The organism is Sphingomonas sp. BL-S-28 (genome assembly GCF_055521515.1).
Genome location: NZ_CM145484.1, coordinates 73,636 through 98,244 on the forward strand (window position 1 = coordinate 73,636; position 24,609 = coordinate 98,244).

Below are 24,609 nucleotides of genomic sequence, written 5' to 3' on the forward strand. Positions count from 1 at the left end.
CACGGTGCAGCCACAACCGCAACCAAGGCCCCGCTTCCCGCCCTTCCGGGCAACCACAAACGAGGACCCGTCGATACCGTGAGCGCTGAACAGATCGTTTCCTGCGAACCGGCAACGGGCGCGGAGATCTGGCGCGGCATGCCTTGCGACGTGAACGACGTGGTTGACCGCGCCCGCCGTGCCTGGCCGGCCTGGGCCGCGCAGCCGCTGTCCACACGCATGGAGCTGGTCCGCCGCTTCGCCAACGAAGTGCGCAAGGAAGCCGAGGCGCTGGCGGACCTGATCGCCCGCGAAGTGGGCAAGCCCCTATGGGAAGCCCGCGCCGAAGTCGAATCGGTGGTCGCCAAGGTCGAAGTCTCGATCCGCGCCTATGCGGAGCGGACCAGCCAGCGAAAGCTGGACAGCGCCTTGCAGGGCAGCATGGCCGTGCGCCACAAGCCGCATGGCGTGATGGTGGTGCTGGGGCCGTACAATTTCCCCGCGCACTTGCCCAACGCCCACATCGTGCCCGCGCTGATCGCGGGCAACGTGGTGATCTTCAAGCCGAGCGAGAAGGCCCCCGCCACCGGCGAACTGCTTGCCCGCTGCTTCCACCGCGCCGGGATTTCCGCCGGGGTCGTCCAGCTTGCCATCGGCGGCCCGCTGGAAGGGCAGGAGTTCGTGGCGCATGAGGGCGTGGACGGGGTGCTGTTCACCGGCTCCGCCAACACCGGCATCTCGATCAACCGCCGCCTCGCCACCCGCCCGGACAAGGTCGTTGCGCTGGAGATGGGCGGCAACAATCCGATCGTGCTCTGGGATACGCCCAAGGTGACGGACGCCGCCGCGCTGGTGGTGCAATCCGCCTTCGCCAGCGCCGGGCAGCGCTGCACGGCAGCGCGCAGGCTGATCGTCAAGGCATCGATCCACGATGCGATGATGGCAGAGATCAAGGCGCTGGCCGATCGCATCATCGTCGGCGCCCCGTTCGACGAACCCGCGCCATTCATGGGCCCGGTGATCGACAATGCCGCGGCCGACGGGCTTTCCGAAAGCTTCCTCTATCTGCTCAGCAACGGCGGCAAGGCGATCAAGCACCTTGTCCGCCAGCATGACGACCTGCCGTTTCTGAGCCCGGCGATCATCGACACCACCGCGCTGAAAGACCGGCCCGACGTCGAACTGTTCGGCCCGATCCTGCAAGTGGTCCGCGTCGACGATTTCGACGAGGCGATTGCAGAGGCCAACAACACGCGTTTCGGTCTGGCGGCATCGCTGATCGGCGGCAGCCCGCAGGACTACAACCGCTTCTGGGCGCATGTGCGCGCCGGGATCATCAACTGGAACCGCACCACCACCGGCCCCAGCCATTCGGCGCCGATGGGCGGTATCGGCCTTTCCGGCAACCACCGACCGAGCGGCTATTATGCCGCCGATTACTGCGCCTATCCGGTCGCCTCGGGCGAGATGGAGCAGCCGCGCGCGATGATCGGGATCGGCCTCAAATAAGGATCAGTGGCCGCTGGTGATCAGGTCCACTTCGGTCACGCCGTTGGCCTGCTTGCGCGCGAAGACCACATAGGCCTGCCCGCCCTTCTTGCCGCCCACCACCTGATCGCTGCCGTCGAGACGGTAATCGGCCGAGTAACCCGCCTTCAGCGCCATCGCGCGGTAGAAGCCGATTACGTCCTGCTGGGCGACCGGGGTGCCGAAGCTGACCACGCGCAGCGCGCAACCGTCACTGTCGGTGCCCGCCGCTTCCTGCACTGCGGCGCGGGGATAGAGCGGCAGTTCGGTAGGCAGCTTCTGCGCCCAATCACGGCTGTACTGGACCTTGGTGGTGCAATCGGTCTTCGCCGCCTTGGCAGCGGGCGTGGCCTGCGCGGCGGCAGCGGCGATTTCGGACAGCTGCGATGCGCTGCCCTTTACCGGTGCCGGCAGTTCGCGCAGCCCGCCGGCCAGATCGGCCGCTGCCTTGCGCGTGGCCTCGATAGCCTGCGGCGAACGGCTGTCGGGAGAAAGAGCAATGCCCTTCTCGGCGCCGGCCGCGCCACTTTCGGCCGTCATGGTGGGATCGACGACGATCTCGTCCCCCAGCGCGGCCTGGGTCTTGTCGGCTTCGGTCTTGCCCGCCTTCGAGCACCCGGCGAGGGCCACGGTTGCAGCGAGAGCGATGCCCATGGCGCTTGCGGTGGCTTTGTTCATGACGTCCCTTTCCGGCCCCGGCGGCGGGAGAATCGCGGCCCGCACTGCTGATTTTCAACGACTATCGGGCAAGCCTTCTCCCCGGATGCCCCGAAAGACAAGGGTGAGAAGCCTCCGATCAGGCGCTTGTGCCAAAGCGGGAATAGTTGCGCGCCAATGCTTAAGGCGCGGCGGAAACGTGTTGCCAACGTGTCGAGGGCGCCCGCGGGGTTGCCGCGGACGCCCTCTCCACCCACTCCCCAGGGGGTCAGGCGGACTTCCCCGCGCTTCGCCGTCAGCGCGGGGAAAGGGGGTGATGTTGCGCCGTAATTACCGGCAGGACGAACCGCCGCGATCGATCTCGCGGCCCAACAGCGCGCCGCCTACCGCGCCGAGCACGGTGCCCAGCGTGCGATCGCCGCGCTGGTCAACCTCACGGCCCAGCAGGGCGCCCGCCGCGCCGCCGATCAGCAGGCCAGTGGTGCCGTTCTGTCGGCGGCAGTAATAGCGGCCATTGTCGCCGCGCCACACGCGGGTGTCGCGATAGACCGGCTCGCCGCGATAGCCGCCGCGATAGCCATAGCCGCGACGGTAATCGTCCCGGGAATAGCGCTGGCGGCTATGGGCATTGGTCTCCTGCCCCGGCGCCACGAATTCGCTGGCCGCATGGAAGGTCGGAGCCGCATTGGCCGGCATCGCACCCGCCAGCGAGACGGTGGCGACGGCGGCAGCGGCAAGGGCGGTGGCCTTGGTCAGTGCACGCATTGTCATTCTCCTTCAGTCTGGCGGAGGGCAGTCGCAACCCGGTCTCCGCTGCATGCATTCATCTTTAAGACGTTGAACCTGAACACACTGCAACGCGGTCGTCAGAATTGCCAATATCGACAAGGCGAAGGGCAGGATGCGACGAACCGCTTGCCGCTGTTCGCCCGCCCCCCTATCGAACCGGCTCGATTTTCCGCCTCGGGGCCCGATTATAATGCAGCCGACTCCCCCCCGCCGCTCCGGCGGCCTTGCGCAAGCGCTGGGTGCCTATTTCGTCTGGTGCCTGTTCCCGCTCTATTTCGCGCTGCTGCACGCAGTCGCAGCCTTCGAGGTCGTGGCCTGGCGGATCCTGTTCACGCTGCCGTTCTGCCTGCTGATGACCGCCGTACTTAAGCAGGGCAGCGAACTGCGTACTGCGCTGGCCAACCCGCGCATCGTCGCCGCCCTGGCGCTGAGCGGTCTGCTGATCGGCATCAACTGGTCGATCTACGTCATCGCGGTGATGAGCGGGCACGTGCTGGCGGCCAGCCTTGGCTATTACATCAACCCGCTGGTCAATGTGCTGGCGGCCACGATCTTCCTGCGCGAGAAGCTGTCGCGGCTGCAATGGTTGGCAGTGGGGCTTGCGGCGATCGGCGTTGCCATGCTGGCGCGCGATGCGCTGGACACGCTGTGGATCAGCGCCGGCCTGGCGCTCAGCTTCGGCGGTTATGGCCTGACGCGCAAGCTGGCGCCGGTGACGGCGCTGCCCGGCCTGACGGTGGAGACGATGGTGCTGACGGTCCCGGCCATCGGCATGTTGATCTGGCAGGCGAACAGCGCCGCCGGCCTCTCTATGGGATCGTCGCTGCGGATCGATCTGCTACTCGCTTTCGCCGGGCCGATCACTGGAATCCCGCTGATGCTGTTCGCCAGCGCGGCGCGGAAACTGGATTTCTCCCTGCTGGGCTTCATTCAGTTCGTAACGCCCACCGGCGTGTTCCTGATGGGGCTGATTGCTTTCAACGAGCCGCTCAGATCCTCGCAGCTCGTGTGCTTCCTGTTCATCTGGGTGGCGATCGCGGTGTTCTGCTGGGATCTGCTGAAGCGCCGCCGCACCGCGGTTCCTGCCTGAGCGTTCAGGCTCAGGTAGGCTTTTTGCCTCGCTTCAGCAGTTCCTGCACGAAAGCGTCCAGATCGTCTGCATCGACGTCCAGCGTCTCATCCCACTCGGCCAGCAGCGCCTCGATATCGGCGCGCGTATAGGGTTCGCCCGGCTGATGCGCGACGGGGGGCGCATGGTGCGGCCAGGCGTGGCCGGTGGCGTTGTTGTAGATCCAGCCGACCGCGCAGAGCGTCACCACGTTGACCGCGAAAGGCAGCAGATGCTCCCAGCCCCAAGCCGGCGTCCCGGTTGCGCCCAGGGCACAGAGCAGTGCGCAGGCGCCGCCCGGCGGATGCAGGCTGCGCGTCGCGATCATGGCCGCGATGGCCAGCCCGACAGCAAGGCTACCCGCCAGCCAGGGATCGCCGGCCAGCTTGCCCACCGCGATTCCGACCACGGCCGAGAGCAGGTTACCGCCCATCACCGCCCACGGCTGGGCCAGCGGACTGGCCGGCACCGCAAAGACCAGCACTGCCGATGCGCCCAACGGAGCGACAAGGAACGGCAGGGCCGGATCGTATCCGCTTTCCAGCAGCCGCGTCAGCGCGCCGGCCATGGCAATCCCGAAAAGTGCGCCCAGCGCCGCGCGCAAAGGGGCAAAGCGGCGCTTGCCACCAGCCTGGGTCATAATAATGCTGCTCAACGCCACGGCCGCGCCAACCTCCTTGCAAGAACCGGTGCGCCTATAGCCCATTGCGCCGGGCGATCCACGCGGGAGATCTTTGTGGCGAACAAGTCGCGCTGTCACGTGCGGCACGGCGTCACGCTCCTGCCGCAAATCGGCCACGATCAGATGGTTGTCTGCTCCCATCCGGTTCGACGCCGAACAGCAGGAGTGCGACCCTGATGCCGACCGCCGATGCGCCTGCCCCGCCGCCGATCGCCGCCGAACAGACGCTCGATGCGTTCGATCTGGCACAGCTGCGCACCTCCGAACGGAACGGCATCGTGGTCGTGCCCCGCCGCTGCCCAGAAGGCCGCCCTGGCGAAATCGTGGTCTGCGCACCCGATCCCGAGGCGAATCGCCTGCGTGAGCTGCCGGATAGCTACAAGGTGACCGAAGGCCTGGGCCGCGCCGAACGGCAAATCGCGCCGGGCGTGGTTGCCGATGTTCACATGGATTCGGTGACGATGCCGGGCGGCGTCGTCAGCAACCGGATCATGACAGGCGTCAAGATCGGGTTCTGATCCGGGCACGAAAAAACCCGGTCCGCCGGGAGGAAAGCGGACCGGGTTCTTGAAGCGCCCCTTGCGACGGAGGAGGACGGGGCGCCTTCAGCCTGATTGGGGGGGAAATCAGGCGAACATCATTCAGGCGAACTTGCCAGCCTTGGCGATCTGCGCCACCGGCTTGCGGTTGCTGGCCACTTCTCGCTCCTGCAGGAATTCGGGAAGCGAGGCTTTGTCGCCCATCTTGCCGATCGCAAAGGCAGCTTCCAGGCGATGGTCGGCCGGGATGCCCAGCGCGGCTTCGGCCTCACCGAACTTCAGGCCGGTCATGCCATGGGTGTGATAACCCAGCGCCTGCGCCTGCAGCGCGGCCAAAGCCCATGCCGCACCGGCATCGAAGCTGTGGCTGTGGTTGTTCGAATTGCCCTTGTCCGAACGCATCTGGCTGTCCGAAACCACGAAGACGAGCGCGGAGGCATCCTTGGCCCAGCCCTGGTTGAACTCGATCAACTGCGACAGGAACAGGTCCCAGTTGGCATCGCCCTTCTTCGCATAGAGGAAGGTCCAGGGCTGCACGTTATAGGCAGAAGGGGCCCAGCCGCCGGCTTCGAAGATCACGTCAAGGTCTTCCTGCGGGATCTCGCTGCCGTCGAAAGCGCGCGGCGACCAGCGATTGACGATCAGCTTTTCAACCTTGGGGTGGGCAATGCGTCCGGTCATCTTGCGGTATCCTTGGAAGAGAAGTGGAAATCTTGAAAAGTGGGATAGCCTGCGAAGGGCTATCGGGAAATCGGGATAATTTCGACTGAACTGTTCCACTAAGTGGAAAAGCCGTCACGCAGTCTATGAACTGGCCGCCGCACCCGGTCTTGATCGCCCGCGCCCTTTCGTCCTGTTAGCGGAACGCGTGCTTTTTTGCCGAATCCAGTATCTTGCGCGCGGCCCCCGGTTCCCCCACTTAACGGCCATGACTGCCAGCCGCCTGTTCGACCGCGCCGTGATCCGGCTTTCTCCCCGCCCCGATTCGCAAGAAGATGTCGCCGATTTCCTGCAGGGGCTGGTGACGTCTGACGTGAAGACACAGTTGCCCTGCTGGGCCGCGCTGCTCACGCCGCAGGGCAAGGCGCTGTTCGATTTCATCGTCTGGCCGTCAGGCAAGGACCTTCTGATCGACTGCGAGGCCGAACACGCCGACGCGCTGGTGAAGCGCCTGTCGATGTATCGCTTGCGCCGCGCCATCGATATCGCGCGGGACGAGCGGCTTTCGGTCCACTGGCGCCCGCATGTGGGAGACGGCGCCGCGCCGGATCCGCGCCTCCACGCCCTTGGCGAACGCTGGGTGGGCCGTATCGACGAGATGGACCCGGCCGAGCACGAACCCGGCGCCGATGCCGCATGGCGCGCGCATCGCCTGCGCATGGGCGTGCCCGAAGGCCGGGCCGAACTGGGTGAAGGCGAAACGCTCTGGCTGGAATGCAACGCGGTGGAACTGAACGGCGTCAGCTTCACCAAGGGCTGCTACGTCGGGCAGGAAAACACTGCTCGGATGAATTGGCGCCAGAAGGTCAATCGCCGCCTGATCGTGGTGCCGCTCGCGCGATCGGACGAGAAACGCCGCCGCGTGGCCTATCCCGACCTCGGTTTCGCGATCGACCACTTGCGCGTGGAGGATATCGATCCCGCACTCAGGCCCGCCTGGCTGAAGCCTGACGAAGAGGCCTGAGAGCGGGCCCGACGACTAGCCCAAGCGGGTGACTAGCCCAGGCAAGTCACCGGCGCCTGATCGGGCGCGTGCCGTGAATCGCCGTCTCCGCCCAGCGCCGCGACATAGATGCGCGCGCGAATCGGTGTGCCGCGCGTCTGGCTGAAGCGTTCTCGATACTCTCCGCTATCGTTGAAGCCGGTCGATTCGAGCACGCTCCGCGTCGCCGGCGCTTCCTCGAAATAGCTCGCGAGCACGCGGCGATGGCCCAACGCGCGGGCCTGCTCCAACAGGGCACGTACCGCTTCCCGCGCATAGCCCCTGCCACGATAGGCTGGGGCTATCCAGTAGCCCATCTCCACATCGTCGCCGAACCGGCCCAGGCCGATGCCGCCCACCAGCCGCGGTCTGTCGGGCGCACGCAAGTACATGAAGAAATGGGGCAGACGCGGATCACGATCCAGCGTCAGATAATCGCGCATGGCCTGCGCCGTGCGCGGCAGCGTGCTGACGCCGACACTGCGCTGCACCGCCTCGTCCGAAATGGCCTCCACCAGTTCGTCGACATCCTCGGGCCAACCGGGCCTGAGGAAGAGCCTCTCCGTGCGGACGAACATGTCACGGTTCTCCGTTGTTTTTGTCCCGCAGCCTCACCATGCATGATGCGGGCCCGCGTTGCACGGACTTTGCGATGCGCCGTCCTTCCGGCACCGCCAAATCCGGGCATTCCACCATCCACGCACGGTCATGCTGGGCGCGGATTAAATTCCGCTGCGGGACAGGCTCCGTAGAGTCCCGTCCCGCCATCGGCGAATCACGCAGCCCGGCAGCGGGGCGTCAGCCGCGCCGGGGACATTCGGGCGGAAGACACGCCGCGATTGTCCGAATCGTCTTCGCAATCGCAGGGTGCATCAAATTCCAGAACATATTCGCGTGCCGCATATGCCATGCCGCGGCTCTGGCTGAACCGCTCGACGATTCGGCCGGTACGCGCGAAACCCACCTTTTCGAGAACGCGCCCAGAGGCCGGATTGTCGACGAAGTGGCTGGCGACGATCCGCTTGTGACCGATCGAGCGCGCCAGAGACAGCACGGCGCGGGTCGCCTCGCTGGCGAAACCCTGCCCCCAGTGCTCGCGCGCAATCCAATAGCCAAGATTGGCCTCGCCGTGCATTTCGGAAAGGCCGACACAGCCCAAAAGGCGGGCGCCACCGGCACCGGGATGGGTGATCAGGAAGCGCGGCAGGAAATGATCCTGCGGCATGTCGAGGAAGCGCCGGGCATCGTCGGCCGTATAGGGCCAGGGTGCGCGTGCAAGGTTGCGAACGACGGATTCGTCGGCAACCAGCGCCAGAAGCTCGTCCCGATCCTCGGGCCAGCCTGGCCGCAGGAACAGGCGTTCGCTGCGAATGAACATAGTGTATCTCCACTCATCAGCCCCGCTGCCTTCATAGGAAGGACGCGTGACATTGCGATTACGCGCGCGGTCAATTGGCGGAAATCAGGCACATTTTACGGAAAAACGCGCGAGATTCACGTCCGCCGGATCGCGAGCCGTGAGTGAGGGAGACACGAAAAGAGGGAGACGGGCTGGCCCCTCTCCCTCGTTCAGCCGACCCGTGAGGATCGGCGGGACCATCCCGCAGGGATGGCCCTTTTATCGACCATCCGATTATTCGGCGGCTGCAGCCATTACGTCTACGGAGACGTATTTACGGCCCTGCTTGCCGTCGTGGAAGCGCACGCGACCTTCGGCGGTGGCGAACAGGGTGTGATCCTTGCCCATGCCGACGTTCACGCCCGGATACACGCGGGTGCCGCGCTGACGGATGATAATGTTGCCGCCGATCACTTCCTGACCGCCGAACTTCTTCACGCCAAGACGGCGGCCTGCAGAGTCGCGACCGTTACGCGACGAACCGCCAGCTTTCTTATGTGCCATTGTTCAGTCCTTCCGATCTTGGCTCAGGCGACCGACACGATGCGCAGCAGAGTCATCTGCTGGCGGTGGCCGTTCTTGCGACGATAGTTGTGGCGGCGGCGCTTCTTGAACACCACGACCTTTTCGCTCTTGGCCTGCGCGATGATTTCGGCCGAAACCGAGATCTTTGCGGCGTCGACGACTTCGCCGTCCTTGCCAGCGAGCAGAACGTCGCCCAGGGTGATGGTCTCACCGGCTTCACCAGCCAGCTTTTCAACCGCGATCTTGTCTCCGGCGGCAACCCGGTACTGCTTGCCGCCCGTGCGCACAACTGCGAACATGGTGCCCTTACCTAATCTCTATGTGTGCCCGTGATGGGCCGAAACAAACTTGCCCCGGCCGCTCAGGTCCGACGAGGAACCGTGGAGCCTTGCGGGCGACGCGCCGATCCCCCGTTCACGAACGAGGTACCGGAAAGAGTGGGTGCCGTTAGTGCAACGGCTGATTCGTGTCAACCAAGGACTTTGCCAAAGCGTGGGCAGGAACTTGGCCTTAAGCCGCAGAAATGCGACTCTTGCATGACCGGATACCGGATGCGCCACCGCCTATAGGCAAGAGTCGGGCAACTGGCGAGTGCGCGTGTGTCGGGCCCGCCGCCTTTGGCCCTACTTATGCGCCTTACGCGCCTGCCTTATGCGCCCGCCTTATGCGCCTGCCTCATGCGATTGCCGCTCGCGATTATCGGCGCGCGTGCTATGGCACGGGGATGATCCGCGCAAAAGCCCGCCTGCTGCCGCTTTTCCTCGCTGCAGGTCTCGCCGCCTGTTCCTCGGCCAGCCAATATCCCTCGCTGGCCTACCGTCCGGTAGAGCGGGCCACTCCGGTCGCGCCCGATCCGGCCGACGCGGTTGCCCCGCTGCCACCGCCAAGCGCGGACCTTGTCAGCCGCATCGACGGTATTCTCACCACCGCCGGACAGGCGGACAGCGCATTCGGCACGAAGCGCCCGGCTGCCGAGCGCGCGGTTGCCGCCGCCGGATCGAAAGGCAGCGATTCGTGGCTGAACGCGCAAGTGGCCGTCTCCACGCTGCAGGCAAGCCGCGATCCCGCGATCGCCGCGCTGGCGGAACTGGACACCATGTTCGCGGCCGCGCGCGACGCCTCGCCCGACCGGGAATCGCCCAGCGCGCAAAGCATCGATGCGGCACGCGGAAAAGTGCAGGCGCAAGTGGACGCGCAAGACGCCGTCGTTTCCGGACTGGACGCCCGGCTGGGTAACTGAACCGCCCCGCATCAACGAAAACCCCTCCCCCGTTGCAGAGGGAGGGGTATCCAAGCGATACCGATTTTCGGCCCGAGAAGCCCCCCGGCGGGGGCCGGAAAATCAGGTCAAGGCGACGATCAGGGCAACGCCCAGTCCCCATCCCAGGATCAGCACAGGAAGGAGGAGGACCTGAACGGTCGCCTCCCCAGCCGTCAGCCATCCGCTTGGAGTTTCGATTCCCTGCGCGCGAAAGTGCGCCCAATTGCGCGCCGCGCTGTCGTTTGCCGGCTTCATCCGCGTCCACCAGCCGGCAAGACCGAAGGCAAAGATCACGAAGCTGGCGAAGATCACCATGGGAATGGCCAGTTCCGGATTGAGGAACAGACCGGCCATGACGCCGATAAAGGCGAGGTAAAGCGCTACCGTGGCCGCGTAGAGCCCCGTCGGCAGCCCGAAACTTCGGTCCATCGCGCGGACCGGAGGCTGTTCCGGCAATACCGGCGATACGGTGATCAGTTCACGGACTTGCTGCTGGCTGAGACGCTGTGACATGGCGATGGCCTCCTGCGCCTGCCATGCCGAAGGGAAGCCTCCGATTCATTGACGCGGATCAAACCGATCGTCAGCCCCAGCGGGCGATATCCTCGAAATCCTGCTCGCGCGGTTCGATCCAGTGCCATGCGCCGGCACGCTTCTCCCGCTTCCAGAACCACGATTCGCTCTTGAGGTGGTCCATCGCGAAGTCGGCGGCGGCGAAAGCGTCCCGCCGGTGGCGGGCGGCGGCGGCAACCAGCACGATCGGCTCGCCCGGCGCCATCTGCCCGCTGCGGTGGACGATCAGCAGTCCATCCAGATCCCAACGCCCGCGCACCCGCACGGCCAGATCGCGCATCGCCGGCAGCGTGAGCGGATCGTAATGCCGCAGTTCCAGCGCCTCCACGCCCTCTCCCGCACGCACTTGCCCCAGGAAGCTGACGACGCCGCCGGCATGCGGAAGTGCAGCGGTGAAGCCGGTCAGCATGGCCGCAGGGTCGAAAATCCCGGTCAACAGATGAACATTGCTGTCCATCTCAGCCTCCCGAAACCGGCGGCAGAAAAGCCAGCTCGTCGCCATCGGCAAGAACCAGCATGTGCTTGTCCGCAACGAGCGCGCCGTTGATCGCCACCCTCACCTTTTCGCCCGCGACCGCATCGGCCAGTTCCGGCGGAAAATGATCGCCCAGCCAGCCGATCACGTCATACCAGTCGAGCGGCGCATCGGCGGCAACATCGTGACCCGCGCGCCCCGCCAGATCCTCCAGACGGCCGAGGAACACCACCTTGGCCCGCACCCTCAGCCCCCCGTCATCGACATATGGCGATCCAGCGCAGGCGCTGCGCCGCGCGCATCGATGGCGAAGTGGTGCCGTTCGGGCTTGATCCGCATCGCCATATCGAGCGCAGCGTCCAGCGCGGCCTCAGGCTCATCGCCGCGCAGCGCCGCGCGCAAGTCCACGCGCTCGTTCCCGCCAAGGCAGGCGTAGAGCTGCCCGGTGGCGGTGACGCGGATGCGGTTGCAGCTTTCGCAGAAATTCTCGGTCAGCGGGGTGATGAGGCCGATCCGGCCGCCCGTTTCCGCCACATCGAAATAGCGCGCCGGGCCGCCAGTGCGGTGATCGCTGGGGGTCAGTGTCCAGCGCCGTTCGATATCTGCCCGCACTTTGGTGAGCGGCAGGTAATGGTCGATGCGGTCTTCCTCCACATCGCCCAGCGGCATCACCTCGATCAGCGTGGAATCGAAGCCCTGTCCATGCGCCCAGGCGACGATGTCGGGAATCTCGCCCTCGTTCAGCCCCTTCAGCGCCACGGTATTGAGCTTCACCGCCAACCCCGCCGCCTTGGCCGCCGCCAGCCCGTCCAGCACTTGCGGCAGCGAATCGCGGCGCGAAATGCGTTCGAACGTCGCACGGTCCAGCGTGTCCAGCGAGACGTTGATCCGCCGCACGCCGGCCGTTGCCAGATCGTCCGCGAATTCCGCAAGGCGCGTGGCATTGGTGGTGAGCGTCAGTTCCTCCAACCCGTCTCCCAGCTTGCGGCCAAGGGCGCGGACAAGCTCGATCACGTCACGCCGCACCAGCGGTTCGCCGCCGGTCAGGCGCAGCTTGGTTACGCCGCGGCCGATGAAGCCGAGCGCCAGCTTGTGCAGTTCGTCGAGCGAAAGAACGTCCTTCCTGGGCAGGAAGGTCATGCGTTCGGGCATGCAGTAGGAACAGCGCAGATCGCACCGATCGGTCACCGAAAGCCGCAGGTAGGTGATGCGGCGTCGGAACTGATCGACCAGAGGCATTGGTGCGGGCGTTGGTGCGCTCATGCCCCTGCTATAGCATTGCTCCGACGCCGGTTCCATCGATGCGCAGCAATTGTCCGGTCACGCTTTCAGCCGTGGTCAAATAGGCGGCGGCGGCATCGATGGCAGGCTGATCGTCGCCCTCCAGCGCATTGATCCGCACCGGTGCATGATCGCGGGCCAACCCCTGCACGGCGGCAAGGCGCCAGCCGCGATGGGTGTGATCGGCAACGGCGAAAACCAGCGTCACCACTGCGCTTTCGATCAGCGCTGCGCGCGCAAGCGGCAAGACTTCGGCATGGAACTGCGCGGCTGCATCCAGCGGATTTTCCGCCAGCGGCCCCACCCGCAGGATCACGCTCAACGGCGGTGCCGGGTGAGCGTGATGCCGATCTTCTCGCCCGCTTCGGCAATCGCCAGCTTGACGATCTTCACCGTCACCGCCTCGATCCGCGCGTCCTGCAGGAACAGCGTTTCGCAGACGTGATCGGCCACCGCCTCGATCAGCTTGAAATGGACACCCTGCGGCAGCGCATCGCTGGCCGCGAACTTGAGGTCCATGTAGTTCTTGCTCTCGGCCAGCGGCGTATCGGGCGTGTAGCGGTCGATCGGCTTCATCGAGACCTGGATGGTGAAGCGCAGCGGCTGCGGCTTACCGGTCTCTTCCGAGTAAATCCCGGTGAGAACGTCGTGTTCGAAATCGGCGACTTCGAGGATAAGCGAATCGGTCATGGCGGGGGCTCTTAGCCGTTATTCCGCCAACGTGCGAAGATTGCCGTCGGCAGCAGGCGACCATCCCGCTCATCCTGAGCCTGTCGAAGGGTGTCTTCGCGGACCGAAAGGTCGCCATGCTCGATGGTTCCGGGCAGATCGCGGAACAGTTCTTCCATCAGCCCGGCCAGCGCCAGTGAGGACATGCGCACGGCGTAGACGGTGAGGAACAGGAACTTGCTGTCGCCATCCAGAAGCTGGCGGCAATCGGCCAGCAGGCCGGGCAGGTTCTCTTCCAGACGCCACGTTTCGCCCGTGGGCCCGCGCCCGAACTTCGGCGGATCGAGGATGATGCCGTCATAGCGCTTGCCCCGGCGCACTTCGCGCGCGGTGAACTTGGCAGCATCGTCGATCAGCCAGCGGACCGGACGATCCTCCAGCCCCGCCAGCGCCGCGTTCTCACGCGCCTGACCAACCGACTTCTTCGAGGCATCGACATGGGTGACCGGGCCATGCGCCGACAGCGCGAGCGAGCCGACGCCAGTATAGCCGAACAGGTTCAGCGTATTGGCATCGTCCCGACCGGCGAGCATTTCACGCATCCAGTCCCACACCGGCGCCATGTCCGGGAAGAAGCCGAGATGGCGAAACGGGGTGCACTGCGCGGTGAAGCGGACCTCGTTCCACGCCAGCGGCCAGCCATCGCGCGGCACTGGCCTATCGAACTGCCACCTGCCGCCGCCGTCCTCGTCCGAGCCGGGCACGAATTCGCCGTGCGCGTCCCAGTTTTCGAGGCGCGGGGTCCACATCGCCTGCGGTTCGGGGCGCACGAAGCGGTAGTCGCCATAGCGCTCCAGCTTGCGGCCGTGGCCCGAATCGACAAGGCCGTAATCGTCCCAGCCCTCTCCGGCGAGGATGACGGGTTGGGTTTCCAGGCGTGCCATCAGATCTTCGGGCTCGCATGCTGGGCCACGAAATCAGCGATCGAGTCGTAGTCGCCGGTCAAGTCGACGCACTTCTCTTCGCGCTCGAACAAGTCGCCGACGCGCGCGGGCAGGCCCGAGCGCTGGCCGGTGGCGCGTTCGACCGCGTCGGGGAACTTCGCCGGATGCGCGGTGGCGAGCGTGACGACCGGGATGCTGGCGTCGATGCCGGCAGTGCGGGCAGCGAAAAGGCCGCAGGCGGTGTGCGGATCGATCAGCTCGCCGCAGTTCTCCCAGGCCCAGCGGATGGCCTGCGCCATTTCGTCGGCATCGGTGCGGGCGGAGGAGAACAGCGCGGCGGCGCCTTCACGCTGCGCGTTCGTCAGTTGCATGGCCTTGGTCGCTTCGAACCCGGACATCTGCTCGGCCAGCGCCTTGCCGTCACGGCCGTTCAGGTCGAACAGCAGGCGTTCGAAGTTCGACGAGACCTGAATGTCCATCGAAGGGGCGGCGGTCGGCGTGACGGTGCCCTGCGAGTAGTCGCCCTCTGCCAGTGCGCGGTGGAGGATGTCGTTGACGTTGGTGGCAACGATCAGCTTCTCGACCGGCAGGCCCATCTGCGCGGCGACATAACCGGCGAAGACATCGCCGAAGTTGCCGGTCGGCACCGAGAAGGCGACCTTGCGGTGCGGCGCGCCCAGCTGAAGCCCGGCAGCGAAGTAATAGACCACCTGCGCCATCAGGCGCGCCCAGTTGATCGAGTTCACCGCACCGATGGCGAAGCGGTCGGTCATCGCCTTGTCGTTGAACATGCGCTTCACGGTGGCCTGCGCGTCGTCGAACGAGCCTTCGATGGCGATGTTGTGGACGTTGGGCGCCAGCACCGTGGTCATCTGGCGGCGCTGCACGTCGGACACGCGGCCCTTGGGGTGCAGCATGAAGATGTCGACCTTGGCACGGCCCGCGACCGCGTCGATCGCGGCGGAGCCGGTGTCGCCCGAAGTCGCGCCGACTATGGTCAGGTTACGCTCCGAACGGCCGAGGAATTCCTCGAACAGCAGGCCCAGCAGTTGTAGCGCCACGTCCTTGAACGCCAGCGTCGGGCCGTGGAACAGTTCCAACACCCATTGCTGCTCGTCCAGCTGCTTCAGCGGCGTCACCGCCTTGTGCGCGAAGCGGCCGTAAGCCTGAGTCGTCAGTTCCAGCAGGCGGTCATAAGTCAGGCTGCCTTCGACGAAGGGGAACATGATCTTCGCGGCCAGCTCGGCATAGGGCAGCCCTGCCATCGCGGCGATCTCTTCGGCCGAGAAGCGCGGCCATTCACGCGGCACGTAAAGCCCGCCGTCGGATGCGAGACCGGCGAGCGTGGCGCCTTCGAAGTCGAGCGCCGGTGCGCTGCCGCGGGTGCTGATGTAGTCCATGACGGCGCGGTTAGCCGGAGGGGCGCGAAATGAAAAGCCTGTCGTTGGGCTGGCGCGCGAACAATTCCTAAAGGGGCGTGTAGTTCTGCGACGATACCCGCATCTCTTCGTCGCCCCCGCGAAGGCGGGGGCCCCGCTTCCTTCTCACCCGGACGCCGAAAGAAAAGCGGGATCCCCGCCTTCGCGGGAATGACGAGGGTTAGGGGTGGTTTTAGAAAACGCTCATGCAGCGGCTCACTTCCGCCCCCGCTTCATCAGCGCCAGCGCATAAATCACCAGCGCCGTCGCCGCGAAGACGAACCACTGGACCGCATAGGCAAAGTGGTTGTTGGGAATTTCGGACGGATCGGGAATGGCATTGGCCTCCAGTCCCGCCACGGCCGGCACGGCAACCAGACGCGGCCCCGGCGCGATTACGCCGTGCAGCGTGCCGCCGGTCCAGCCGCCCTCCGCCATCGGCAGGCGCGACCAGCCGAGCACGACCAGCGCCTTCGATCCATCCGCCTGCACACACTGCACCGTCTGCGCCATCCCCGATTCGCCCTTCGCATTGCGACCGGCCATGCTGGAGCGGTTGGTGACGCTTACGCAGTCGATCCGCGCATGGCGGTAAAGCAGATCCTTCTCCGCCGCCTCTCCTTTAGGCCAGGCGACTTGCGCACCTGTCGTCTGCGCGGCAGCGTAGTGCGCAAGCAGCGACTCCTTCTCGTCCAGCCGGCGTAGCTGCCAGAAGCCGAGCCAGACCATCACTCCGACGGCGGCAAGGACGAGAATGGTCGGAAGGATCGGGATACGGGGCAAGCGGTCACCCATAGGAAAGCGGAAGGCCAGAAACCGAAAGGCCAGAAACCGAAAGGGCAGCCGACGCGTGTCCGACTGCCCTTCGGGGATAATGCGAATGCCGTCCTGCGGCGATCAGTGCGTCGGGTGGCCCCAGCCGCCCCAGATGTAGATCGCGACGAAGAGGAACAGCCACACCACGTCGACAAAGTGCCAATACCAGGCCGCCGCTTCGAAGCCGAAGTGCTGGCGCGGCGTGAAGTCGCCCTTGTAGGCGCGCACCAGGCAAACGATCAGCATGATGGTGCCGACGATCACGTGGAAGCCGTGGAAGCCGGTCGCCATGTAGAACGCCGAACCATACGTGTTCTGGCCGAAGGGGAACGGGGCGTGGATGTACTCGTAAGCCTGGATCGAGGTGAACAGCAGGCCCAGCAGCACCGTCGCCCAAAGGCCCTTCTTCAGCCCGTCGCGATCGCCGTGGATCAGCGAGTGGTGCGCCCAGGTAACCGTGGTGCCCGAGCAGAGCAGGATCAGCGTGTTCAGCAGCGGCAGGTCGAACGGATCCATCACCGCCTCGATCGCCTTGGGCGGCCACTGGCCACCGACCACCTCGGCAATGGTCGAGGGGAACAGCGAGAAATCGAAGAAGGCCCAGAACCAGCCGACGAAGAACATCACCTCCGAAGCGATGAACAGAATCATGCCGTAGCGCTGGTGCAACTGGACGATCGGCGTGTGATCGCCCGCGTGCGCTTCCTTGATGATCTTGGAGAACCACATGAACATCGAGGCGAGCAGGATGGAGAGGCCCAGCCAGGGCACGAAAGCGCCGCCGGGCATCTTGTGCATGAACAGCACCATGCCGGTCGTGAACGTGAACGCACCGATAGTGGTCGCCAGCGGCGCGATGTCCGGCGGAAGAATATGGTAATCGTGGTTCTTGGTACCGGCCATGGCGCCTTCGTCCCCGTTGCTCGAATCTGCCTGTTCGAATCTTTGCGGGGGCTGTTCGTTCCCCCGTGATTTATTTCTTGTGTAAGGCCTTAACCGCCTGTCTGCTTGCGGTCCAGTGCCTTCGCGTCCGCTCCCGCATCGGCGATGCCGGTCACGTGAAAGGTGTAGCTGAGGGTGATCTGCTGCACGTCCTTGTTGTCGGGATCGCTCAGGATGCCCGGATCGACGTAATAGATCACCGGCATCTTCACCGCCTCACCCGGCTGCAGCGTCTGTTCGGTGAAGCAGAAGCACTGGATCTTGTTGAAATAGCGGGCCGCCTGTTCCGGCTCCACATTGAAGCTGGCGGTGCCAGTTATCACCTTGTCGGAATCGTTTTTGGCCCAGAAAAGCGCCATGTCGCGCTCTCCGATGGTCACCGTATCGGTACGCTGGAGCGGCTTGAACTGCCACGGCATTCCGCGTTCGACATTGGCGTCGAAGCGGATCGACATCGTCTTGTCGGTCACCTGCACGGCCGCGGCCTGCGCCTCGTCCACGCGGCGGGTGGTGCCGTCATACCCGGTCACCTGACAGAAGATCCGGTAGAGTGGGACGGAGGCGAAACCCAGCCCCAGCATCCCTACAGCCATCGACAGGGCGATGAACGCGACGCGCTTGTTGCTGCGCGTTTCCGTGGCCGTCCCGCCGGCCGTCCCCTGGGCCATGATCAGCTCATCTTCGCGATGGAGATGAAGAACACCAGAATCACGAAAGCCGCCAGACCGAGCCCCAGCACCCTGTTTCGGCTGCGGCGGATGTCCTGCGGGTTGCGCGGGTCAGGCTGGCCGGGTTCGATGTGCGATTCGGTCATGAGGCCTCTTTTCACAGGACGATGAAGCGATCGACCACCAGCGCCCCGAACAGGGCGAAGAGATAGACGATCGAGAAGGCGAACAGCTGCTTCTCCGGCTTCATCGTATCGTCAGGGCCGCTGCGTTCGCGTAGGCCCACGCGGATCGAGGAGACGAGGAACAGGCTGGAAAGCACGAGTGCCGAAATGCCGTAGATCGCGTGCGTGCCGCCGATCACCCAGGGCAGCACGGCCAGGGGCAGCAGCAAAACGGCGTAAAGCAGGATCTGGCGCCGCGTGGACTTTTCGCCCGCGACCACCGGCATCATCGGGATGCCGACCTTGGCGTAATCGCTCTTCACGAACAGCGCGAGCGCCCAGAAATGCGGCGGCGTCCAGAAGAAGATGATGGCGAACAGCAGCACCGGCATCAGCGAGACGTGCCCGGTGGCCGCGACCCAACCGATCAGCGGCGGAAACGCGCCGGCGCCGCCGCCGATCACGATGTTCTGCGGCGTGCGCGGCTTCAGCCAGATCGTGTAGACCACGGCGTAGTAGAAAATCGAGATCGCCAGGATCGCCGCGGGCAGCCAGCCCACCGCAAAGCCCATCAGGAAGACCGAGGCGGCGCAAAGCACGCCGGCGAAGTCACGCGCGGTGGTGCGATCGATGCGGCCCTGCGGCAGCGGGCGATTGGCGGTGCGCTTCATCCCGGCGTCGAGATCGGCCTCCCACCACTGGTTGAGCGCGGCGGCACCGCCGGCGCCCATGGCGATGCAGAGGATCGCCGTGAAGGCGAGAATCGGGTGAATGCGTTCCGGCGCGGCGAGAAGCCCGCAGATTCCCGTGAAGATCACAAGGGTCATCACCCGCGGCTTGGTCAGCGCGAAAAGGTCGCGCCAATCGGCGGGCAAGGGGGCTGCGGCCGAAACAGCTGCAGCTTGGGCGGTCGTGGAAGAGGGAATCGAGGTGGTCATGGTGTTGGGCCCATACACCCGCAAGCGCCGCAAAAGCGAGGGCCTGCGTGGAGCAACGCGGGACGCCGATACCGAAACGCCGCCCGGAACCGGGTCCGGGCGGCGTTCGATAGCGGCTTAGTGGTGCGCCGTTTCGCCGATGACGGGAAGCGTCTCGAACTGGTGGTACGGCGGCGGGCTGCTCAGCGTCCACTCCAGCGTGGTGGCACCTTCGCCCCAGTAGTTGTCTTCGGCCTTCTTGCCGGCGGCGAAGGCGTAGACGATGTTGATCAGCCAGACCACGATGCTGACGGCCATGATCATGTAGCCGATCGTCGCGAAGTGGTTCCAGTAGTGATAGGCCTCTGCATAGTCCGGATAACGGCGCGGCATGCCCTGCAGCCCGAGGAAGTGCATCGGGAAGAAGATCATGTTCACGCCGACGAAGAAGATCCAGAAATGGACGTGGGCGAGGAATTCGGAATGCATCCGCCCGCTCATCTTCGGGAACCAGTAGTAAAAGCCGGCGAAGAGCGCGGTCACCGCGCCCAGCGAGAGCACGTAGTGGAAGTGGGCCACCACATAATACGTGTCATGCAGCACGTCGTCGACGCCGCCGTTCGCCAGAACGACACCAGTGACGCCGCCGACGGTGAACAAGAAGATGAAGCCGATCGCCCAGACCATCGGGCTCTTGAACTCGACCGAACCACCCCACATCGTGGCGATCCACGAGAAGATCTTGATGCCGGTGGGCACCGCGATGACCATGGTGGCGGCGGTGAAGTACATCTTCGTGTTCACCGACATGCCGGTGGCGTACATGTGGTGCGCCCAGACGATGAAGCCGACCACGCCGATCGCGACCATGGCGTAGGCCATGCCGAGGTAGCCGAACACCGGCTTCTTCGAGAAGGTGGAAACGATCTGCGAGATGATGCCGAAGCCCGGCAGGATCATGATGTAGACTTCGGGGTGGCCGAAGAACCAGAACAGGTGCTGGTAGAGCACCGGATCGCCGCCACCGGCGGGATCGAAGAAAGTCGTGCCGAAGTTGCGATCGGTCAGCAGCATGGTGATCGCGGCGGCAAGCACCGGCAGCGCCAGCAGCAGCAGGAAGGCGGTGACCAGCACCGACCACACGAACAGCGGCATCTTGTGCATGGTCATGCCCGGGGCACGCATGTTGAAGATGGTGGTGATGAAGTTGATCGCGCCCATGATCGAGCCGGCACCGGCAAGGTGCAGCGCGAAGATGCCGAAATCGACCGCCGGGCCGACCGAGCCCGAAGTGGAAAGCGGCGCATAGACCGTCCAGCCGGTGCCGGCGCCCATGCCCGTGCCGCCCGGCACGAAGGCAGAGCACATCAGCGAGCAGAAGCCCGCCACCGTCAGCCAGAACGAGATGTTGTTCATGCGCGGGAAGGCCATGTCCGGCGCGCCGATCATCAGCGGCACGAACCAGTTGCCAAAGCCGCCGATGATGGCGGGCATGACCATGAAGAACACCATGATCAGGCCGTGGGCGGTGATCAGCACGTTCCACATGTGCAGCGTGGCGTTGAAATCGTCGGGATTGTCACCCACCAGCTTGGCGAAGAAGCCCAGGTACTGAATGCCGGGTTCGGCCAGTTCGGCGCGCATGACGCCGGAAACGGCGCCGCCGATGATCCCCGCGATGATCGCGAAGATCAGGTACATCGTGCCGATGTCCTTGTGGTTGGTGGACATGAACCAGCGGGCGAAGAAGGCCGGCTTGTGATCGTGATCCGAGTGGCCGTGCCCTTCGGCGTGGCCCTGGAAGTGGTCTGCGGTGGTAGCCATGGTCGGGACCCTGTCCTTCAATTCGCTCTTATTCGGCGGCTGCGTTGGCGTCGGCCGCGCCGGCCGTGGGGGCAGCTTCGGAAGCTTCCGCCGTGGCAGTCGCTGCCGGTGCCGCGCCGGCGGCAGCGGCCGGAGCCGCTGCGGGCTTGGCCTGTCCGTCGATCACGCCGCCGGCGTGGGTCAGGACCCAGGCATCGTATTGCGCACGGGGCAGCGCCTCCACCGCGATCGGCATGTAACCATGCTTGGCACCGCACAGTTCGGAGCACTGGCCGTAGTAGACGCCCGGCCTTTCGACCAGGAGGACCTTCTCGTTGATGCGGCCGGGAACCGCGTCAAGCTTGAACCAGAGCGAGGGGACCGCGAACGAGTGGATCACGTCCGCCGCGGTGATCTGCAGGCGGATCGGTTCGCCCACCGGCACGACCATGCGGTTGTCCACTTCAAGGTGCGAGGGGCCGTCCCAGGGCTTGGAACCCACTTCGCGCACGCCGTTGTTGATCACCGGTTGGCCGGGGATGTTGAGCATGTTCGAAACGACTTCGAAATCGCCATTGTCGGGATAGCCGTAAGTCCAGAACCACTGGTTGCCGGTGACCTTGATGGTCAGCGCGCCTTTGGGGGCCGGCTTGTACTGCTTGGCGATCAGGTCGATCGAGGGGACCGCGATGCCGATCAGGATCAGCACGGGCAGCAGCGTCCACACCACTTCGAGAATGGTGTTGTGGCTGGTCTTCGAAGGAACCGGATTGGCGCGGCGGTTGAAACGCACCACGATGACGAGCAGCAGGAACAGCACCAGCACGGTGATGATCGTGATGATCGGCATCAACACGATGTCGTGTATCCACTCACCATATTCGCCGATCTTCGAATATTCGTGTTGCAGGCCGATCGCGCCGTCCACCGGCATGCCGATACCCGGCGTCGGCTTCATCGGCGTGTATCCGGCGACAGGCGCAGTTACAGGTCCGGCCGCAGCCGCTTCCGCCGCGTAGGCAGCGGCAGAGGCGCCGAAAACGGCACCGAACGCGGAAATTGCCAATCCAAAGGCCTTTGCAGCCTCACCCAAATTACGAACGGTCTTGCCCAATGTCATGGATTCAGCGCTTTCCCGTTTCTTATTCGCGCCTGGAGTGACGTCTCCAGAAAGAGTCGCCTCCCAAGCGCGCACCCCTGTTGCGGAGGCTTTTGCCCCCCTTCTCAGGGGGCTATACGCGGCCTTGCCGCTGGTCTCAAGCGCCTCTAGGGGATTTTCGCTCCCCCATGGCGCGATATCGCGCCCGAACATTGCAAATTGCACCAAAGGATTACGCCGCCATGCAGGAAGAAGACGTCCTCATCGAGTTCCGCGCCAGCAAGGCCTTGCTTGAGGGGCATTTCCTGCTTTCCTCGGGCCGTCACAGCGCGCATTACCTGCAGTGCGCCCGGGTTCTGATGAACCCCGATCGCGCCGCGCGACTCGCCGTGGCGCTGGCTGCAAAACTCCCCCACGATATTCGCAAGACGATCGACAAGGTGGTCTCGCCGGCCATGGGCGGCGTCATCATCGGCCAGGAAATGGGCCGCGCGCTGCAAGTTGACGCGATGTTCGTCGAGCGCCCCACCGGCACTTTCGAGCTTCGCCGCGGCTTTGCGCTGGAACCGGGCGACAAGGTGCTGATGGTGGAAGACGTCGTGACCACCGGCCTTTCCAGCCGCGAGGCGATCAAGGCGATCGAGGAAGCCGGCGGCGAAGTGATCGCGGCCGCATCGCTGGTGGACCGTTCGGGCGGCTCCGTGGATCTGGGCGTGCCCTATTTCCCGCTCGTCGCGCTCAATTTCCCGACTTACGCGCCGGATGAACTGCCGCCGGAACTGGCTGCCACCCAGGCCGTCAAGCCGGGCAGCCGCGCGCAGGCCTGAGAGCGGCCAAACGATGTCCATGCGGCTTCCCGGCAAGCTGGCTATCGCTCTGGCGATACTCGCTTTCCCGGTCGCGGCATGGGCGTCCACCCCCTCTCTCGCCGACCGAATCCGTGATCGTGCCGAGACCGAGCGATTCGACGGCACAATCCTGATTGGTGAGCAGGACGGCACGTTTCAGATCCTGACCCTCGGCCCCGATCCGGTTCCTGCCGATGCCGTCTGGCGCTGGGCTTCGATCACCAAGCAACTCGCCGCCGTGATCGCCATGCAGGAAGTGGCAGCGGGCCGGATCGAGCTGGACGCGCCGGTCACGCGATACTGGCCCGAGTGGCAGGCCCCGCAGGCCGCACATATCCGCATTCGCGACCTGCTCCGTCATGACAGCGGCTTGCCGCAACCCGACGAGAGCCCGGCCGACGCCCAGGGCGTGCCCGCCTTCTACGGTTCCGCCGCAGTCACGCCGGAAGCCGCCGCCAGTGCCTTTTGCGCCGGCCCCGCCCGCGCCGCGCCGCCTGCCGGCTTCGAATACAACAATTGCGACACCATCGTGCTGGCCGAAGTACTGCACCGCGTAACCGGCAAGCGGTTCGCGGATCTGCTGACCGAGCGAATCTCCCGCCCGACCGGCGCGAGGAGCATCGGCCTCTATTCCCTCGGCCCACGTCCGGCCGGGCAAGTCTTGCCCAATGGCGCGTACAGCGCGATCGATCCGCTGCTGAATCTGGGCGTCTACGGCGCGTCCGGCGGCGCCTATGGGACGATTCGCGATCTCTGGCGCTTCGACCACGCCCTGCTCTCCGGCGCCTTGCTGAAGGCGCCGGAGCGGGAGGCGATGTGGCAATCCACCCGCGAAAACGGCTTTTACGGCTTCTTCCAGTGGATTTTTCCCAGCCGGCTTTCGGGCTGCGCCACCGAAGAACGCGTGGTCGAACGGCAAGGACTTATTGCCGGTTTCGAACATCGCAATTATCTGCTTCCCCGCACCGGGCGCGCGGTGATCTTCTTTTCGCGCCACCGTCCCGCGAATTACGGCGATCCCTGGAAACAAGAGGGTTTTGCCTATGACGTGCTTTCCATGGTGAACTGCCGATGACTTCCGTGCTCAATCCGTCCCGCCTGCGCCTTGGCGTGAACATCGACCACGTCGCCACCATCCGCAATGCGCGCGGCGGCGAACATCCCGATCCGGCCCGCGCCGCGCAGATCGTGGCGGCAGCGGGAGGCGACGGCATCACCGTCCACTTGCGCGAGGATCGCCGCCATATCCGCGACGAGGATCTGGAGCGCGTGGCCGCCGCCACCGGCCTGCCGATCAATCTGGAAATGGCCGCGACGGACGAGATGCTGGAGATCGCGCTGCGCCACAAGCCGCACGCCGCCTGCATCGTGCCCGAACGGCGCGAGGAGCGGACGACCGAGGGCGGGCTGGACGCGGCCGGGCAGCACAACCGCCTTGCCCCCATCGTTTCGCGGCTGGCCGATGCCGGCGTGCGCGTCAGCCTGTTCATCGCCCCCGAACCGCGCCAGATCGAAGCGGCGATGAAGCTGGGCGCGCAAGTGGTGGAGTTCCACACCGGCGAATATGCCCATGCCGAGGGCGAGCAGGTCGCGGTGGAACTGCGCCGCATCGTCGACATGGCCGCGCTGGCCGCCAAGAACGGCATCGAGCCGCACGCCGGCCACGGTCTCACGTACGACAACGTGCAGCCGATTGCCGCCATTCCGCAACTCGCGGAACTCAACATCGGTCACTATCTGATCGGTGAAGCCATTTTCTGCGGGCTGGAGGCAAGCGTGAAGAAGATGCGCGCCCTGATGGACGAAGTGCGGTGAAGGACCGAT

31 protein-coding genes are annotated in these 24,609 nt (G+C 65.2%); 8 read left to right on the forward strand and 23 right to left on the reverse strand.

The window, feature by feature from the left end:
- Positions 1-78 precede the first annotated feature (78 nt).
- A complete protein-coding gene (locus ACZ1JC_RS09060; protein ID WP_465148417.1) occupies positions 79-1,488 on the forward strand; it encodes a succinylglutamate-semialdehyde dehydrogenase in 1,410 nt (469 codons plus the stop codon).
- 3 nt (positions 1,489-1,491) lie between these two features.
- Here the strand turns inward: ACZ1JC_RS09060 and ACZ1JC_RS09065 are convergent, their stop codons facing one another.
- Both ACZ1JC_RS09065 and ACZ1JC_RS09070 read right to left on the reverse strand, forming a co-directional pair.
- Entirely contained in the window at positions 1,492-2,184 is a 693-nt protein-coding gene (locus tag ACZ1JC_RS09065; RefSeq protein WP_465137174.1) for a hypothetical protein, read from the reverse strand.
- A 309-nt stretch (positions 2,185-2,493) separates the two neighbouring features.
- Positions 2,494-2,928, reverse strand: a complete 435-nt coding sequence (locus ACZ1JC_RS09070; RefSeq protein WP_465137173.1) for a glycine zipper 2TM domain-containing protein — start codon at positions 2,926-2,928, stop codon at positions 2,494-2,496.
- Positions 2,929-3,142: 214 nt separating this feature from the next.
- Here ACZ1JC_RS09070 and rarD point away from each other — a divergent pair, with 214 nt between their 5' ends.
- Positions 3,143-4,042, forward strand: coding sequence for an EamA family transporter RarD (rarD, locus tag ACZ1JC_RS09075; protein WP_465137172.1), 900 nt, complete (start codon positions 3,143-3,145; stop codon positions 4,040-4,042).
- A gap of 10 nt (positions 4,043-4,052) precedes the next feature.
- On the opposite strand, the gene ACZ1JC_RS09080 is transcribed toward rarD, so the two are convergent.
- Entirely contained in the window at positions 4,053-4,700 is a 648-nt protein-coding gene (locus ACZ1JC_RS09080) for an HPP family protein (protein ID WP_465137171.1), read from the reverse strand.
- Between the two features lie 218 nt (positions 4,701-4,918).
- Between ACZ1JC_RS09080 and ACZ1JC_RS09085 the strand changes: the two genes are divergently transcribed.
- Positions 4,919-5,260 (forward strand): hypothetical protein, encoded by a 342-nt coding sequence (locus ACZ1JC_RS09085; protein ID WP_465137170.1) that lies wholly within the window; start codon positions 4,919-4,921, stop codon positions 5,258-5,260.
- Positions 5,261-5,383: 123 nt separating this feature from the next.
- Here ACZ1JC_RS09085 and ACZ1JC_RS09090 read toward each other — a convergent pair whose 3' ends face one another.
- On the reverse strand, positions 5,384-5,962 hold the full coding sequence (locus ACZ1JC_RS09090; protein WP_465137169.1) for a nitroreductase family protein: 579 nt from the start codon (positions 5,960-5,962) through the stop codon (positions 5,384-5,386).
- 247 nt (positions 5,963-6,209) lie between these two features.
- Between ACZ1JC_RS09090 and ygfZ the strand changes: the two genes are divergently transcribed.
- Positions 6,210-6,965: a CAF17-like 4Fe-4S cluster assembly/insertion protein YgfZ gene (gene ygfZ / locus ACZ1JC_RS09095; protein ID WP_465137168.1), complete on the forward strand. Its 756-nt coding sequence runs from the start codon at positions 6,210-6,212 to the stop codon at positions 6,963-6,965.
- A 32-nt stretch (positions 6,966-6,997) separates the two neighbouring features.
- On the opposite strand, the gene ACZ1JC_RS09100 is transcribed toward ygfZ, so the two are convergent.
- The 4 genes from ACZ1JC_RS09100 to rplU all read right to left on the reverse strand — a co-directional run bounded on the left by ACZ1JC_RS09100 (position 6,998) and on the right by rplU (position 9,206).
- Positions 6,998-7,561 (reverse strand): GNAT family N-acetyltransferase, encoded by a 564-nt coding sequence (locus ACZ1JC_RS09100; RefSeq protein ID WP_465137167.1) that lies wholly within the window; start codon positions 7,559-7,561, stop codon positions 6,998-7,000.
- Between the two features lie 197 nt (positions 7,562-7,758).
- A complete protein-coding gene (locus tag ACZ1JC_RS09105; RefSeq protein WP_465137166.1) occupies positions 7,759-8,361 on the reverse strand; it encodes a GNAT family N-acetyltransferase in 603 nt (200 codons plus the stop codon).
- A 255-nt stretch (positions 8,362-8,616) separates the two neighbouring features.
- Complete coding sequence (gene rpmA, locus ACZ1JC_RS09110) at positions 8,617-8,886, reverse strand: 50S ribosomal protein L27 (RefSeq protein WP_395330454.1); 270 nt, start codon at positions 8,884-8,886, stop codon at positions 8,617-8,619.
- Between the two features lie 23 nt (positions 8,887-8,909).
- Positions 8,910-9,206, reverse strand: coding sequence for a 50S ribosomal protein L21 (gene rplU, locus ACZ1JC_RS09115; RefSeq protein WP_465137165.1), 297 nt, complete (start codon positions 9,204-9,206; stop codon positions 8,910-8,912).
- Positions 9,207-9,631: 425 nt separating this feature from the next.
- Between rplU and ACZ1JC_RS09120 the strand changes: the two genes are divergently transcribed.
- A complete protein-coding gene (locus tag ACZ1JC_RS09120; RefSeq protein WP_465137164.1) occupies positions 9,632-10,147 on the forward strand; it encodes a hypothetical protein in 516 nt (171 codons plus the stop codon).
- Between the two features lie 102 nt (positions 10,148-10,249).
- On the opposite strand, the gene ACZ1JC_RS09125 is transcribed toward ACZ1JC_RS09120, so the two are convergent.
- From ACZ1JC_RS09125 to coxB, 15 genes are all read right to left on the reverse strand, one after another.
- The gene (locus tag ACZ1JC_RS09125; protein WP_465137163.1) at positions 10,250-10,681 is read right to left on the reverse strand and encodes a hypothetical protein; all 432 of its coding nucleotides are present in this window, start codon (positions 10,679-10,681) and stop codon (positions 10,250-10,252) included.
- A 70-nt stretch (positions 10,682-10,751) separates the two neighbouring features.
- Complete coding sequence (locus ACZ1JC_RS09130) at positions 10,752-11,198, reverse strand: molybdenum cofactor biosynthesis protein MoaE (protein ID WP_465137162.1); 447 nt, start codon at positions 11,196-11,198, stop codon at positions 10,752-10,754.
- 1 nt (position 11,199) lies between these two features.
- Positions 11,200-11,460 carry a MoaD/ThiS family protein gene (locus ACZ1JC_RS09135; RefSeq protein WP_465137161.1) on the reverse strand — a complete coding sequence of 87 codons (261 nt, stop codon included), beginning with the start codon at positions 11,458-11,460 and terminating at the stop codon, positions 11,200-11,202.
- Between the two features lie 2 nt (positions 11,461-11,462).
- The gene (moaA, locus tag ACZ1JC_RS09140) at positions 11,463-12,479 is read right to left on the reverse strand and encodes a GTP 3',8-cyclase MoaA (RefSeq protein WP_465137160.1); all 1,017 of its coding nucleotides are present in this window, start codon (positions 12,477-12,479) and stop codon (positions 11,463-11,465) included.
- A gap of 7 nt (positions 12,480-12,486) precedes the next feature.
- Positions 12,487-12,813, reverse strand: coding sequence for a Rossmann fold domain-containing protein (locus ACZ1JC_RS09145; protein ID WP_465138640.1), 327 nt, complete (start codon positions 12,811-12,813; stop codon positions 12,487-12,489).
- A 2-nt stretch (positions 12,814-12,815) separates the two neighbouring features.
- Positions 12,816-13,187, reverse strand: coding sequence for a dihydroneopterin aldolase (locus ACZ1JC_RS09150; protein ID WP_465137159.1), 372 nt, complete (start codon positions 13,185-13,187; stop codon positions 12,816-12,818).
- 11 nt (positions 13,188-13,198) lie between these two features.
- Positions 13,199-14,110 (reverse strand): class I SAM-dependent methyltransferase, encoded by a 912-nt coding sequence (locus tag ACZ1JC_RS09155; protein ID WP_465137158.1) that lies wholly within the window; start codon positions 14,108-14,110, stop codon positions 13,199-13,201.
- The gene (gene thrC, locus ACZ1JC_RS09160; RefSeq protein WP_465137157.1) at positions 14,110-15,510 is read right to left on the reverse strand and encodes a threonine synthase; all 1,401 of its coding nucleotides are present in this window, start codon (positions 15,508-15,510) and stop codon (positions 14,110-14,112) included. Before thrC ends, ACZ1JC_RS09155 begins: the two co-directional genes overlap by 1 nt.
- Before the next feature lie 234 nt (positions 15,511-15,744).
- A complete protein-coding gene (locus ACZ1JC_RS09165; protein WP_465137156.1) occupies positions 15,745-16,311 on the reverse strand; it encodes an SURF1 family cytochrome oxidase biogenesis protein in 567 nt (188 codons plus the stop codon).
- A 114-nt stretch (positions 16,312-16,425) separates the two neighbouring features.
- Entirely contained in the window at positions 16,426-17,247 is an 822-nt protein-coding gene (locus ACZ1JC_RS09170) for a cytochrome c oxidase subunit 3 (RefSeq protein WP_465137155.1), read from the reverse strand.
- An 89-nt stretch (positions 17,248-17,336) separates the two neighbouring features.
- Positions 17,337-17,954 (reverse strand): cytochrome c oxidase assembly protein, encoded by a 618-nt coding sequence (locus tag ACZ1JC_RS09175; protein ID WP_465137154.1) that lies wholly within the window; start codon positions 17,952-17,954, stop codon positions 17,337-17,339.
- Between the two features lie 2 nt (positions 17,955-17,956).
- A complete protein-coding gene (locus tag ACZ1JC_RS09180) occupies positions 17,957-18,100 on the reverse strand; it encodes a hypothetical protein (protein ID WP_465137153.1) in 144 nt (47 codons plus the stop codon).
- 11 nt (positions 18,101-18,111) lie between these two features.
- The gene (locus ACZ1JC_RS09185) at positions 18,112-19,056 is read right to left on the reverse strand and encodes a heme o synthase (protein WP_465137152.1); all 945 of its coding nucleotides are present in this window, start codon (positions 19,054-19,056) and stop codon (positions 18,112-18,114) included.
- Positions 19,057-19,173: 117 nt separating this feature from the next.
- Positions 19,174-20,859, reverse strand: a complete 1,686-nt coding sequence (gene ctaD, locus ACZ1JC_RS09190; protein WP_465137151.1) for a cytochrome c oxidase subunit I — start codon at positions 20,857-20,859, stop codon at positions 19,174-19,176.
- A gap of 28 nt (positions 20,860-20,887) precedes the next feature.
- Complete coding sequence (coxB, locus tag ACZ1JC_RS09195) at positions 20,888-21,958, reverse strand: cytochrome c oxidase subunit II (protein ID WP_465137150.1); 1,071 nt, start codon at positions 21,956-21,958, stop codon at positions 20,888-20,890.
- Between the two features lie 221 nt (positions 21,959-22,179).
- Here coxB and pyrE point away from each other — a divergent pair, with 221 nt between their 5' ends.
- The 3 genes from pyrE to ACZ1JC_RS09210 are packed head-to-tail and all read left to right on the forward strand — an operon-like array spanning position 22,180 to position 24,600.
- Entirely contained in the window at positions 22,180-22,764 is a 585-nt protein-coding gene (gene pyrE, locus ACZ1JC_RS09200; RefSeq protein WP_465137149.1) for an orotate phosphoribosyltransferase, read from the forward strand.
- 13 nt (positions 22,765-22,777) lie between these two features.
- Positions 22,778-23,860 (forward strand): serine hydrolase domain-containing protein, encoded by a 1,083-nt coding sequence (locus tag ACZ1JC_RS09205; protein WP_465137148.1) that lies wholly within the window; start codon positions 22,778-22,780, stop codon positions 23,858-23,860.
- Positions 23,857-24,600: a pyridoxine 5'-phosphate synthase gene (locus ACZ1JC_RS09210; protein WP_465137147.1), complete on the forward strand. Its 744-nt coding sequence runs from the start codon at positions 23,857-23,859 to the stop codon at positions 24,598-24,600. Before ACZ1JC_RS09205 ends, ACZ1JC_RS09210 begins: the two co-directional genes overlap by 4 nt.
- Positions 24,601-24,609: the final 9 nt, after the last annotated feature.

Bases quoted from the DNA above. Each gene is read 5' to 3' on its own strand.
- ctaD (WP_465137151.1), bottom strand. From the start codon at position 20,859: ATGGCTACCACCGCAGACCACTTCCAGGGCCACGCCGAAGGGCACGGC.
- ACZ1JC_RS09150 (WP_465137159.1), bottom strand. From the start codon at position 13,187: ATGACCGATTCGCTTATCCTCGAAGTCGCCGATTTCGAACACGACGTT.
- ACZ1JC_RS09105 (WP_465137166.1), bottom strand. From the start codon at position 8,361: ATGTTCATTCGCAGCGAACGCCTGTTCCTGCGGCCAGGCTGGCCCGAG.
- ACZ1JC_RS09120 (WP_465137164.1), top strand. From the start codon at position 9,632: ATGATCCGCGCAAAAGCCCGCCTGCTGCCGCTTTTCCTCGCTGCAGGT.
- ACZ1JC_RS09185 (WP_465137152.1), bottom strand. From the start codon at position 19,056: ATGACCACCTCGATTCCCTCTTCCACGACCGCCCAAGCTGCAGCTGTT.
- ACZ1JC_RS09090 (WP_465137169.1), bottom strand. From the start codon at position 5,962: ATGACCGGACGCATTGCCCACCCCAAGGTTGAAAAGCTGATCGTCAAT.
- ACZ1JC_RS09080 (WP_465137171.1), bottom strand. From the start codon at position 4,700: ATGACCCAGGCTGGTGGCAAGCGCCGCTTTGCCCCTTTGCGCGCGGCG.
- coxB (WP_465137150.1), bottom strand. From the start codon at position 21,958: ATGACATTGGGCAAGACCGTTCGTAATTTGGGTGAGGCTGCAAAGGCC.
- ACZ1JC_RS09125 (WP_465137163.1), bottom strand. From the start codon at position 10,681: ATGTCACAGCGTCTCAGCCAGCAGCAAGTCCGTGAACTGATCACCGTA.
- ygfZ (WP_465137168.1), top strand. From the start codon at position 6,210: ATGACTGCCAGCCGCCTGTTCGACCGCGCCGTGATCCGGCTTTCTCCC.
- rarD (WP_465137172.1), top strand. From the start codon at position 3,143: ATGCAGCCGACTCCCCCCCGCCGCTCCGGCGGCCTTGCGCAAGCGCTG.
- pyrE (WP_465137149.1), top strand. From the start codon at position 22,180: ATGCAGGAAGAAGACGTCCTCATCGAGTTCCGCGCCAGCAAGGCCTTG.
- ACZ1JC_RS09180 (WP_465137153.1), bottom strand. From the start codon at position 18,100: ATGACCGAATCGCACATCGAACCCGGCCAGCCTGACCCGCGCAACCCG.
- ACZ1JC_RS09100 (WP_465137167.1), bottom strand. From the start codon at position 7,561: ATGTTCGTCCGCACGGAGAGGCTCTTCCTCAGGCCCGGTTGGCCCGAG.
- ACZ1JC_RS09085 (WP_465137170.1), top strand. From the start codon at position 4,919: ATGCCGACCGCCGATGCGCCTGCCCCGCCGCCGATCGCCGCCGAACAG.
- rpmA (WP_395330454.1), bottom strand. From the start codon at position 8,886: ATGGCACATAAGAAAGCTGGCGGTTCGTCGCGTAACGGTCGCGACTCT.
- thrC (WP_465137157.1), bottom strand. From the start codon at position 15,510: ATGGACTACATCAGCACCCGCGGCAGCGCACCGGCGCTCGACTTCGAA.
- ACZ1JC_RS09175 (WP_465137154.1), bottom strand. From the start codon at position 17,954: ATGGCCCAGGGGACGGCCGGCGGGACGGCCACGGAAACGCGCAGCAAC.
- ACZ1JC_RS09065 (WP_465137174.1), bottom strand. From the start codon at position 2,184: ATGAACAAAGCCACCGCAAGCGCCATGGGCATCGCTCTCGCTGCAACC.
- ACZ1JC_RS09155 (WP_465137158.1), bottom strand. From the start codon at position 14,110: ATGGCACGCCTGGAAACCCAACCCGTCATCCTCGCCGGAGAGGGCTGG.
- ACZ1JC_RS09210 (WP_465137147.1), top strand. From the start codon at position 23,857: ATGACTTCCGTGCTCAATCCGTCCCGCCTGCGCCTTGGCGTGAACATC.
- ACZ1JC_RS09070 (WP_465137173.1), bottom strand. From the start codon at position 2,928: ATGCGTGCACTGACCAAGGCCACCGCCCTTGCCGCTGCCGCCGTCGCC.
- rplU (WP_465137165.1), bottom strand. From the start codon at position 9,206: ATGTTCGCAGTTGTGCGCACGGGCGGCAAGCAGTACCGGGTTGCCGCC.
- moaA (WP_465137160.1), bottom strand. From the start codon at position 12,479: ATGAGCGCACCAACGCCCGCACCAATGCCTCTGGTCGATCAGTTCCGA.
- ACZ1JC_RS09170 (WP_465137155.1), bottom strand. From the start codon at position 17,247: ATGGCCGGTACCAAGAACCACGATTACCATATTCTTCCGCCGGACATC.
- ACZ1JC_RS09205 (WP_465137148.1), top strand. From the start codon at position 22,778: ATGTCCATGCGGCTTCCCGGCAAGCTGGCTATCGCTCTGGCGATACTC.
- ACZ1JC_RS09130 (WP_465137162.1), bottom strand. From the start codon at position 11,198: ATGGACAGCAATGTTCATCTGTTGACCGGGATTTTCGACCCTGCGGCC.